This is a genomic window from Salinimonas chungwhensis DSM 16280 (assembly GCF_000378185.1).
GTDB classification, from domain to species: Bacteria; Pseudomonadota; Gammaproteobacteria; order Enterobacterales; family Alteromonadaceae; genus Alteromonas; species Alteromonas chungwhensis.
Window position 1 is genome coordinate 127086 of sequence record NZ_KB899386.1, and the last position, 12475, is coordinate 139560.

Consider the following 12475-nt stretch of genomic DNA (forward strand, 5'->3'; position numbering starts at 1 on the left):
TATAAAAAGCATAAAACCAATAAGTTAACTAATAATTGGTTAATTTTTGTTGTATGCTGGTGAAATCGCCCGAAATATAGGGTTGTGGAAGTTTGTTGTCTGGCCATTCCAGACAGCAGGTTGGGTCATAAATCAGCAGGCTGAGGAACCCATGGTTTACTCTTATAGCGAAAAGAAACGTATCCGTAAGGATTTTGGCAAACGTCCACAGGTACTGGAAATTCCGTATCTTCTTTCAATTCAGCTAGATTCTTTCAAAAAATTTATTGAAACTGATCCTGATGCGCAACACGGTCTAGAGGCCGCATTTCGTTCAGTATTTCCAATCAAAAGTTACTCAGGCAACTCTGAACTACAGTTCGTAAGTTATCGCCTGGGTGAACCGGTTTTCGATGTCCAGGAATGTCAGATCCGTGGCGTCACCTATTCTGCTCCATTAAGAGTAAAACTACGTCTAGTATTATTTGATAAAGAAGCCGCCCCAGGTACTGTAAAAGATATTAAAGAACAAGAAGTATACATGGGTGAGATTCCGTTAATGACGGAAAATGGGACCTTTGTCATAAATGGTACTGAGCGTGTCATCGTTTCGCAGCTGCACCGTTCACCTGGTGTATTCTACGATCACGACAAGGGCAAAACCCACTCTTCGGGTAAAGTATTGTATAACGCACGCGTTATACCGTACCGCGGCTCATGGTTAGATTTTGAGTTCGACCCGAAAGATAACCTGTTTGTGCGTATTGACCGCCGCCGTAAACTACCAGCGACTATTATTCTTCGTGCGCTTGAAATGACCACGGAAGAAATCCTGGAAACTTTCTTTGAGAAAGTACAGGTACGCATCGAAGATGACTCATTAATGATGGAAGTTGTTCCGGACCGCCTGCGTGGCGAGACTGCACAATTTGATATCCTTGATGAAGAAGGCAACGTATTAGTTGAAACAGGCCGTCGTATTTCAGCGCGTCATACCCGTGCATTAGATAAAGCAGGCGTTAAAGAGCTGGCGGTTCCGGCTGAATACTTAATGGGCCGTGTTTACGCTAATACGTACGTTGATGAAGATAGCGGCGAAGTCATTGTTTCTGCAAACGATGAACTAACGCTGGAAAACCTGGCCGCGTTAAGCCAGGCAAATATCAAAGATTTCGAAATTCTTTATATCAACGAACTGGATCATGGTTCGTATATTTCGGATACGTTGCGAATCGATGGATCAACTAATCGCTTAGAGGCGCTAGTTGAAATTTATCGTATGATGCGTCCGGGTGAGCCACCAACAAAAGATGCAGCAGAAACATTGTTCGATAACCTGTTCTTCTCTGAAGAGCGTTACGATCTGTCATCTGTTGGCCGGATGAAATTCAACCGTCGTCTGGGTCGTGATGAGCTGACTGGCTCAGGTACCCTGGATAAAGATGATATTGTTTCAGTGATGAAGCGTCTTATTCTTATCAGAGACGGTAAGGATGAAGTGGACGATATCGATCACCTGGGTAACCGTCGTATCCGTTCAGTCGGTGAAATGGCAGAGAACCAGTTCCGGGTTGGTCTTGTACGTGTAGAGCGTGCTGTAAAAGAGCGTCTGAGCCTAGGCGATTTAGACAGCATTATGCCCCAGGATCTGATCAACGCGAAGCCGATCTCAGCTGCAGTGAAAGAGTTTTTTGGTTCTTCACAACTGTCTCAGTTTATGGACCAGAACAATCCGTTGTCAGAAGTGACGCACAAACGTCGTATCTCGGCGCTTGGTCCGGGCGGTCTGACTCGTGAGCGTGCAGGCTTTGAGGTTCGTGACGTACATCCAACCCATTATGGCCGCCTTTGTCCAATCGAGACACCAGAAGGGCCAAACATTGGTCTGATTAACTCACTGGCAAGTTTCGCCCGGACTAATGATTTTGGTTTTCTTGAAACGCCATTCCGTCGCATTAAAGACGGTGTTGTGACTGACGAAATTGATTATCTGTCAGCCATTGAAGAAGGTCAGTACGTTATTGCTCAGGCAAATATTGCATTGGATGAAAACGGTGCGGTTGTTGATGACCTGATTCCATCACGTCACCGCGGTGAAACTGTGTTGATGCCACGTGCAGAAATCAGTTACATGGACGTGTCACCACAGCAAATCGTATCTGTTGCGGCAAGCATCATTCCTTTTCTGGAGCACGATGATGCTAACCGGGCCCTGATGGGTGCCAACATGCAACGTCAGGCTGTTCCTACACTGCGCGCTGACAAGCCGCTGGTAGGAACAGGTATGGAACGTACTATCGCCGTTGACTCCGGCGTTACTGTAGTAGCTAAGCGTGGTGGAACCGTTGATTACGTTGACGCCAGCCGTATCGTAATAAAGGTTAATGAAGATGAGATGCTTGCCGGTGAAGCTGGTATTGATATCTACAATCTGACCAAATATACGCGTTCTAACCAGAATACATGTATTAACCAAAAGCCAACCTGTAATGTGGGCGACCCCATTGTAGGTGGTGATGTGCTGGCCGACGGTCCTTCAACTGACCTTGGTGAACTGGCGCTTGGTCAAAATATGCGTATCGCGTTTATGCCCTGGAATGGTTATAACTTCGAGGATTCAATCCTTATTTCTGAGCGTGTTGCGCAGGAAGACCGGTTTACCACTATTCACATCCAGGAACTTAGCTGTATTGCTCGTGATACCAAATTGGGTCCGGAAGAAATTTCTTCTGATATTCCTAATGTTGGTGAAGCCGCATTAGGCAAACTGGATGACTCCGGTGTTGTTTATATTGGCGCCGAAGTGAAAGGCGGCGACATCCTGGTTGGTAAGGTTACACCTAAGGGTGAAACTCAGCTAACGCCGGAAGAAAAACTTCTGCGTGCGATTTTCGGTGAGAAAGCGTCCGACGTCAAAGATACCTCTTTGCGCGTGCCTAATTCTGTACACGGTACTGTTATAGACGTACAGGTATTTACCCGCGACGGCGTTGAAAAAGATAAGCGTGCCTTAGAAATTGAAGACATGCAGTTGCGTCAGGTTAAGAAAGATCTTTCTGACGAATTTAATATTCTTGCTGATGGTACGTTTGCGCGTGCTCGTAACATGCTACTTAAAGCTGGTGTTGACGAAGCGAAGCTGGACAGTACGCCGCGTGAAAAATGGTTTGATCTGACGTTGAAAGATGAAGATGCGCAGAACGAACTTGACCAAATCGCTGAGCAGTATGCTGAAATCAAACAGGACTTTGATAAGAAGTTTGAAGGTAAGCGTCGTAAGATTACTCAGGGCGATGATTTGGCTCCAGGTGTACTGAAGATCGTCAAGGTCTATCTGGCGGTTAAACGTCATATTCAGCCAGGTGACAAGATGGCTGGACGTCACGGAAACAAAGGTGTTATCTCCACCATCGTGCCTGTTGAAGATATGCCTTACGATGAGTTTGGTAACCCGGTTGACGTGGTACTTAACCCACTGGGTGTACCATCGCGGATGAACATCGGTCAGATTCTCGAAACCCATTTGGGTATGGCGGCTCATGGTATCGGTGTGAAAATTGACCGTATGCTTAAAGAGCAGCAGGAACAAGCCAAGCTGAGAGACTTCTTAAAAGAAGTTTATACGCTGGGTGAGAATCATCAGGAGGTGGATATTGATAACTTCACCGATCATGAAGTCACCCGCCTGGCTGATAATCTGCGTAAAGGCTTGCCGATTGCCACGCCAGTATTTGATGGCGCCCGCGAAGAAGAAATTAAAGCGTTATTGAAGCTTGCGGATATACCGGAAAGCGGACAAATCACGTTGTACGATGGCCGTACAGGTCGTTCTTTTGAACGCCCGGTTACGGTTGGTTACATGTACATGCTGAAACTTAACCACCTTGTTGATGACAAGATGCATGCGCGTTCTACAGGTTCTTATAGCCTGGTAACGCAACAGCCTCTGGGTGGTAAAGCACAGTTCGGTGGTCAGCGCTTCGGTGAGATGGAAGTGTGGGCCCTGGAAGCATACGGTGCAGCTTACACGTTGCAGGAGATGCTGACAGTTAAGTCGGACGATGTTAACGGCCGTACGAAAATGTACAAAAACATTGTTGATGGTGACCACAGAATGGAGCCAGGTATGCCTGAATCCTTCAACGTATTGCTTAAAGAAATCCGCTCGCTGGGTATCAACATCGAGTTGGAAGAAAAGTAAGAAGGCGTTTGCCGTAGTTTGATTTGATGGCCCGGCCTGTTATGGCCGGGTTATAGAGACTGACTCCGCTGGGAGAGTATTGTGAAAGACTTATTAAAGTTTCTAAAGCAACAAAACAAGACAGAAGAATTCGATAACATTCGAATTGGCCTGTCGTCACCTGAAATGATCCGCTCATGGTCATTTGGTGAAGTTAAAAAGCCAGAAACCATTAATTATCGTACCTTTAAACCAGAGCGCGACGGGTTATTCTGTGCACGTATCTTTGGTCCGGTAAAAGATTATGAATGTTTATGCGGAAAGTATAAGCGTCTTAAACACCGTGGTGTTATCTGCGAAAAATGTGGTGTTGAAGTTACCCTGACAAAAGTTCGTCGTGAACGGATGGGTCACATTGAGCTGGCAAGCCCGGTAGCGCATATCTGGTTCTTAAAATCACTACCGTCTCGTATTGGTTTAATGCTGGATATGACACTGCGTGATATCGAGCGCGTACTATATTTTGAATCTTATGTCGTTACTGAGCCAGGTCTTACGACTCTGGAGCGTAGTCAGCTTCTTACTGAAGAAGAATATCTGGACGCGCTAGAAGAGCACGGCGATGAATTTGATGCAAAAATGGGTGCCGAAGCTGTATTTGATTTGCTGAAAGTATTGGATGTAGGCGCAGATGTCGCGGCAATGCGAGAAGAACTGCCTAGTATCAATTCCGAAACAAAACGCAAAAAGATTACTAAGCGTCTTAAGTTATTAGAATCGTTCCAGCAGTCTGGTAATAAACCAGAGTGGATGATCATGACAGTACTGCCGGTATTACCACCGGACTTACGTCCTTTGGTACCACTGGACGGCGGACGTTTTGCGACATCTGACCTGAACGATCTTTATCGTCGCGTTATCAACCGTAATAACCGTTTGAAGCGTCTGTTGGATCTGGCTGCGCCGGATATCATCGTGCGCAACGAAAAGCGTATGCTTCAGGAAGCGGTTGACGCATTGCTGGATAACGGTCGTCGCGGTCGTGCTATCACTGGTTCCAACAAGCGCCCACTGAAATCTTTGGCAGATATGATCAAAGGTAAGCAGGGTCGCTTCCGTCAGAACCTGCTGGGTAAACGTGTTGACTATTCTGGCCGGTCGGTTATTACCGTTGGTCCTACCCTGCGTTTGCATCAGTGTGGTCTGCCTAAGAAAATGGCACTTGAGTTATTCAAACCGTTTATCTATGGCAAATTAGAAGGTCGTGGCCTGGCCACAACTATCAAAGCCGCCAAAAAACTGGTAGAGCGTGAAGCGCCGGAAGTATGGGATGTACTGGATGAAGTTATCCGTGAACACCCGGTACTACTAAACCGTGCACCAACGCTACACAGGCTCGGTATCCAGGCTTTCGAACCAACCCTGATTGAAGGTAAAGCCATTCAGCTTCACCCGTTGGTCTGTGCGGCGTACAACGCCGACTTCGATGGTGACCAAATGGCGGTACACGTACCGTTGACCATCGAAGCGCAGCTTGAAGCCCGTGCACTGATGATGTCTACCAACAACATTCTGTCACCGGCGAATGGTGAACCTATTATCGTACCTTCACAGGACGTTGTACTAGGTTTGTATTACCTGACCCGTGAAAAGGTTAATGGTAAGGGTGAGGGCATGGTATTTACCAGCCCCAACGAGGCAGAAAAAGCATATCGTACTGACGCCGCTGAATTGCATGCGCGGGTTAAGGTACGTATCACTGAATTTGATATCGCTGAAGATGGCACCAAGACAGAACGTGTAACGCTGACTGATACTACAGTTGGTCGGGCCATTTTCTCGCTAATTTTGCCAAAAGGCTTGCCGTTTGATTTGATTAACCAGTCAATGGGCAAAAAGCAGATTTCACGTTTGTTGAACGCTTGTTACCGTACCCTGGGACTCAAAGATACTGTTATTGCTGCTGACCAAATCATGTATAGCGGTTTCCACTATGCAATGATTGCCGGTGCATCGGTAGGTATCGATGACATGGTGATCCCGGAAGCGAAGAAAGAAATTATCGATTCTGCAGAAGCTGAAGTTATCGAGATTCAGGAGCAGTTCCAAAGCGGTCTTGTTACTGCTGGTGAGCGCTATAATAAGGTTATTGATATCTGGTCTAATGCCAACGAGAAAGTTGCCAAGGCCATGATGGATAATCTTAAATCGGATATGGTTATCAACGCCCAGGGCGAAGAAGAAGAGCAGCAGTCATTTAACTCTGTTTATATGATGGCCGACTCCGGCGCCCGGGGTAGTGCAGCTCAGATTCGTCAGCTGGCGGGTATGCGGGGTCTGATGGCCAAGCCAGATGGCTCAATCATCGAAACGCCTATTACGGCTAACTTCCGCGAGGGTCTGAACGTACTTCAGTACTTCATCTCGACCCACGGTGCACGTAAGGGTCTTGCTGATACCGCACTGAAAACTGCGAACTCTGGTTATCTGACACGTCGACTGGTTGATGTGGCGCAGGATTTGGTTATTACCAATGATGATTGTGGCACATTTGAAGGCGTCAAGATGTCTCCGCTGATTGAAGGTGGTGACGTTGTTGAACCGTTGCGTGAGCGAGTGCTTGGCCGGGTTGTAGCAGAAGATGTTTACAAACCAGGTACCGATGAGATTCTGGTAGAGCGTAATGTGCTATTGGATGAAGCAATGGTAGACATGCTAGAGCAGAATTCTGTAGACCAGATTCAGGTTCGCTCAGTAATTACCTGCGACAATGACTTTGGCGTATGTGCGAACTGTTACGGTCGCGATCTTGCTCGTGGGCACATGGTTTCCAAGGGTGAGTCAGTAGGTGTAATTGCTGCTCAGTCAATCGGTGAGCCAGGTACACAGCTTACTATGCGTACCTTCCACATCGGTGGTGCGGCGTCTCGGGCATCGGCTGAGAACAGCGTACAGGTTAAAACGGCCGGTACACTGAAGCTTCAGAATGCCAAGACAGTACGCAATTCTGAAGATAAGTTGGTAGTTGTTTCTCGTTCAACTGAACTTACGGTTACCGATTCCTACGGTCGTGAGAAAGAGCGCTACAAAGTGCCTTATGGTGCTGTGCTAGGTGTGGATGAAAGTGCAGAAGTTAATGCTGGTGATATCGTCGCTAGCTGGGATCCGCACAGTCACCCGATTATCGTAGAGCGACCTTCTAAAGTTAGCTTCTCAGATGTTGATGATTCAAACACAGAGATGCAGCAGGATGAGCTGACAGGTCTTACCCGTATCGTGGTTAAAGATCTTTCCAAGGTTAACGCCAAAGAGCCCAAACTGATTCTTGAAAGTGATGAGATTGGTTTGCAGGAAATTCGCCTGCCCAGCTTTACCACTATCGAAGCGTCTGACGGCAAGGTTGCACAGACGGGTGATGTACTTGCTCGTGTGCCCCAGGAAAGCTCTAAAACACGTGATATTACCGGTGGTCTGCCACGGGTTGCTGACCTGTTTGAAGCGCGTAAGCCTAAAGAGCCTGCGATTCTGGCTGAGCACTCCGGTATGGTCGGCTTTGGTAAAGAGACCAAAGGAAAGCGTCGTTTGATAATCACCCGCAAGGATACCGGCGAGCAATACGAAGAAATGATTCCGAAATGGCGTCAGCTTAACGTCTTCGAAGGTGAGCAGGTTGAGCGTGGTGAAGTTATTGCCGACGGGCCAGAGTCGCCACACGATATTCTGCGTTTGCGTGGTATCAGCGCCGTGTCAAACTATATTGTGAACGAGGTTCAGGAAGTTTACCGCCTGCAGGGTGTTAAGATTAACGATAAGCATATCGAGGTAGTTATTCGCCAGATGTTGCGTAAGTGTATTATCACAGCCTCCGGTGACAGCCAGTTCCTTGAAGGTGAGCAAGTCGAAGTGGCAAACGTTAAGATTGCCAGCCGCGAGCTTGAGCGTCAGGGTAAGATGCCGGCGTTGTATGAAACCCAGTTGCTGGGTATCACTAAAGCGTCACTGTCTACTGAGTCGTTTATCTCAGCAGCGTCGTTCCAGGAAACAACACGCGTACTTACCGAAGCTGCCGTTCAGGGCAAAGAAGATGATCTTCGTGGCCTGAAAGAAAACGTTATCGTTGGTCGTCTGATTCCTGCGGGAACCGGCTTTGCGTACCACGAACGTCGCATGCAGAAGCGTCAGGAACAGCTTGAGGAAATGTCAGTCTCTGCAGCCGATGCAGAACAGGCACTAACGGAAGCGTTGAACGCTGAAACAAGCGGTGAATCATCTACTGATGAGTAAATGATAAAGGGGGCGAAAGCTCCCTTTATGGTGTACAAGTTTACAAAATGAGCCATAAATTTTATGGCTATCCTTTGTACAGCTTGACAGTTCACACTTTGATCATTAGAATTCCGCGACCCGATTTTTGGTTGGTCTGTAAAGACATCAAAAGTCAGGCGCGGAATTTTTTATTTCAAAGCGGTGCACAGACTGACGAGCACAGAATGTCATGGTTATGAAAATGGCCGCAAATTGATGACCCGGGAATCGCCTGGGTTTTTGTACTTTTTAATCAGGAGCTAGTTAATGGCAACAGTTAACCAGTTAGTGCGTAAGCCTCGCAAAAAGCCCGTTGAGAAAAGCAACGTAGCTGCATTGCAAGCTTGCCCACAAAGACGTGGTGTATGTACCCGTGTATATACCACTACGCCTAAGAAACCAAACTCTGCACTGCGTAAAGTATGTCGTGTACGCTTAACTAACGGTTTTGAAGTTTCTTCATATATCGGTGGTGAAGGTCACAACCTGCAAGAGCACAGTGTTGTTCTAATTCGTGGCGGTCGTGTTAAAGATCTGCCAGGTGTTCGTTATCATACCGTCCGCGGTACGCTTGATTGCGCAGGTGTTAACGATCGTAGACAAGCCCGTTCTAAATACGGCGCGAAGAAGCCTAAGTCATAACGGTTCTCCGTTAGTAAGGCCAAACTGATGTAACCGAGTTTTGGGTATTCCCTGAATTCATACGGAGAAGAGAAGATGCCAAGAAGAAGAGTCGTAGGTCAACGTAAAATCCTACCAGAACCAAAATATGGTTCACAGCTGCTTGCTAAGTTCATGAATGTCGTAATGCTCGACGGCAAGAAATCTGTTTCTGAACGAATCGTTTACGGTGCGCTTGATATTGTTGCTGAAAAAACCGGCAAGGCACACCTGGATGTATTTGAAGATGCACTGGACAACATTCGCCCTACTGTTGAGGTTAAATCACGTCGTGTAGGTGGTTCAACTTATCAGGTTCCAGTAGAAGTTCGTCCTGTTCGTCGTAATGCACTGGGTATGCGTTGGATGGTAGAAGCGGCACGTAAACGTGGCGAGAAATCCATGGCTCAGCGCCTGGCAGCAGAAATGCTGGATGCAGCAGACAACAAAGGTTCAGCGGTTAAGAAACGTGAAGACGTACACCGTATGGCCGAAGCGAACAAAGCGTTCGCACATTATCGTTGGTAATTTCGCTAGTTTAATAGCGATTAACTGAGAGAGACGTATGCCTCGTAAGACCCCAATTGAGCGTTATCGTAATATTGGTATTGTGGCTCATGTAGACGCGGGTAAAACCACGACTACTGAGCGGGTACTGTTTTACACAGGCCTTTCACATAAAATTGGTGAAGTTCATGATGGCGCTGCCACTATGGACTGGATGGAGCAGGAACAGGAGCGTGGTATTACCATTACTTCTGCTGCGACAACCTGTTTTTGGGCTGGTATGAACCAGCAACATGAGCAGCATCGCATCAACATTATAGACACGCCCGGACACGTGGACTTTACCATTGAGGTAGAGCGATCTTTACGTGTGCTAGACGGTGCGGTCGTCGTATTTTGTGGGTCTTCGGGTGTTGAGCCTCAATCAGAGACAGTCTGGCGACAGGCTGACAAATATGAAGTGCCGCGCATGGTGTTCGTTAATAAGATGGACCGTGCCGGCGCTGATTTTGAGCGCGTCATCGAGCAAATTCGAAAGCGTCTTGGGGCCACCTGTGTTCCCATTCAGCTTAACATCGGGTCGGAGGACGAATTTAGCGGCGTCATCGATCTGATAAAAATGAAGTCCATTAACTGGAATACCGAAGATAGGGGCATGACCTTTACTTACGAAGATATTCCTGCTGAGTTAGTGGAAAAGGCCGAGCGCTATCGTACCGATATCGTAGAAGCTGCAGCAGAAGCAAATGAAGAACTGATGGACAAATACCTGGAAACGGGTGAATTATCAGAAGAAGAGATTCGTGTGGGGCTTCGCACACGCACATTGAATAATGAAATTGTACTGGCAACTTGTGGCAGCGCATTTAAAAATAAAGGCGTTCAAGCCGTACTTGATGCTGTTATTGAATATTTGCCGTCACCAACAGAAGTTAAGCCGATTACCGGCATTCTGGATGACAAAGATGAGACCGAAGCAACGCGTCGCGCTGAAGATGATGAGCCGTTCTCAGCACTGGCATTTAAAATTGCAACAGACCCATTTGTCGGTACATTAACGTTTTTCCGTTGTTACTCAGGTGTGGTTAAAACCGGTGATACGGTATTTAATCCTGTGAAAGGCAAGCGGGAGCGATTTGGTCGTATTGTGCAGATGCACTCTAAAGATCGCGCAGAGCTTAAAGAAGTTCGTGCTGGTGACATTGCCGCAGCTATCGGGCTCAAAGATGTCACTACCGGCGATACCTTGTGTGATCCAAATAATGTAATCACGCTTGAGCGCATGGAATTCCCGGAACCGGTAATTTCCATTGCGGTTGAACCTAAATCGCAGGCTGACCAGGAAAAAATGGGTATTGCGCTGGGTAAACTGGCCGCTGAAGACCCGTCTTTCCGGGTTAAAACCGATGATGAAACGGGGCAGACGATTATTTCTGGTATGGGTGAACTTCACCTTGATATCATTATTGATCGAATGAAGCGTGAGTTTAAGGTTGAATGTAACGTTGGTAATCCTCAGGTTGCGTATCGTGAGACGTTACGTAAATCCGTGGAAGTCGAAGGTAAGTTCGTTCGTCAGTCTGGCGGCCGCGGCCAATTTGGTCACGTCTGGCTGAAAATCGAACCCCAGGAAGAAGGTTCAGGGTATGAGTTTGTCAACAAAGTTGTTGGTGGTGTTGTACCCAAAGAATACATTCCTGCGGTAGATAAGGGCATTCAGGAGCAAATGCAAAGTGGTGTGGTTGCCGGTTATCCAGTGCTTGATGTAAAGGTCACACTGTTTGATGGTTCGTATCATGATGTTGACTCTTCTGAAATGGCGTTTAAGATCGCCGGCTCTATGGGTTTCAAAAAAGGTGCCGCAGAAGCGAATCCGGTTTTGCTTGAGCCCACTATGAAAGTTGAAGTCACGACTCCGGAAGATTGGATGGGTGATGTTGTAGGTGACCTGAATCGTCGCCGGGGCATGATCGAAGGAATGGACGAAGGTGTTGCGGGCGTTAAAATAATACGCGCAAAAGTGCCGCTTTCTGAAATGTTTGGGTATGCCACTGATTTGCGTTCACAAACGCAAGGTCGTGCGTCATACTCCATGGAGTTCTTCAATTATTCTGAAGCGCCTAGCAATGTTGCAAAAGCAATTATTGACGCTAGAAATTAAATCTAAATGAAGGTTCGGTCCGGTCTCTCGGTCGGACTTTTAACTTAGGAAACGAGGAAAATGGCAAAAGAAAAGTTTGAACGTTCCAAGCCCCACTTAAACGTGGGAACTATCGGCCACGTTGACCACGGTAAAACAACCCTTACTGCAGCAATCACAACGGTTCTTGCAAAGGCACACGGTGGTTCAGCTCAGGCATTCGACATGATCGATAATGCGCCTGAAGAAAAAGCACGTGGTATCACCATTTCTACATCACACGTAGAATACGACACACCATCACGTCACTATGCGCACGTTGACTGTCCTGGACACGCTGATTATGTCAAAAACATGATCACTGGTGCAGCACAGATGGACGGAGCGATTTTGGTTGTAGCAGCGACTGATGGCCCTATGCCACAGACTCGTGAGCACATCCTGCTGGGTCGTCAGGTTGGTATTCCTCACATCATCGTATTCATGAACAAATGTGACATGGTTGATGACGAAGAGCTGCTTGAGCTGGTAGAAATGGAAGTTCGTGAACTGCTAAATGAATACGAATTCCCAGGTGATGACCTGCCGGTAATCAAAGGTTCTGCTTTGAAGGCGCTGGAAGGCGACGAAGAGTGGGAGAAGCAGATTGTTGAGCTGGGCGAAGCACTGGATTCTTACATTCCAGAGCCAGAGCGTGCCATCGA

The 12475-nt window shown here is 47.2% G+C and carries 6 protein-coding genes; all 6 read left to right on the top strand.

All coding sequences use genetic code 11. The annotated features are described in order from the left end of the window. Positions 1-151: 151 nt before the first annotated feature. Entirely contained in the window at positions 152-4180 is a 4029-nt protein-coding gene (gene rpoB, locus F458_RS0114945) for a DNA-directed RNA polymerase subunit beta (RefSeq protein WP_026294703.1), read from the top strand. Between the two features lie 81 nt (positions 4181-4261). Continuing rightward, entirely contained in the window at positions 4262-8443 is a 4182-nt protein-coding gene (gene rpoC / locus F458_RS0114950) for a DNA-directed RNA polymerase subunit beta' (protein WP_018984243.1), read from the top strand. 288 nt (positions 8444-8731) lie between these two features. Further along, entirely contained in the window at positions 8732-9106 is a 375-nt protein-coding gene (rpsL, locus tag F458_RS0114955) for a 30S ribosomal protein S12 (protein ID WP_018984244.1), read from the top strand. A gap of 75 nt (positions 9107-9181) precedes the next feature. Beyond that, entirely contained in the window at positions 9182-9652 is a 471-nt protein-coding gene (rpsG, locus tag F458_RS0114960) for a 30S ribosomal protein S7 (RefSeq protein WP_018984245.1), read from the top strand. 37 nt (positions 9653-9689) lie between these two features. Then, positions 9690-11792, top strand: a complete 2103-nt coding sequence (gene fusA / locus F458_RS0114965) for an elongation factor G (protein WP_018984246.1) — start codon at positions 9690-9692, stop codon at positions 11790-11792. Positions 11793-11852: 60 nt separating this feature from the next. Beyond that, the coding region (locus F458_RS0114970) for a GTP-binding protein (RefSeq protein WP_018984247.1) at positions 11853-12475 on the top strand (623 nt) is incomplete at its 3' end.

Excerpts from the sequence above, each read along its gene's own strand:
- rpoB (WP_026294703.1), top strand. The coding sequence starts at position 152 with ATGGTTTACTCTTATAGCGAAAAGAAACGTATCCGTAAGGATTTTGGC.
- rpsL (WP_018984244.1), top strand. The coding sequence starts at position 8,732 with ATGGCAACAGTTAACCAGTTAGTGCGTAAGCCTCGCAAAAAGCCCGTT.
- rpsG (WP_018984245.1), top strand. The coding sequence starts at position 9,182 with ATGCCAAGAAGAAGAGTCGTAGGTCAACGTAAAATCCTACCAGAACCA.
- fusA (WP_018984246.1), top strand. The coding sequence starts at position 9,690 with ATGCCTCGTAAGACCCCAATTGAGCGTTATCGTAATATTGGTATTGTG.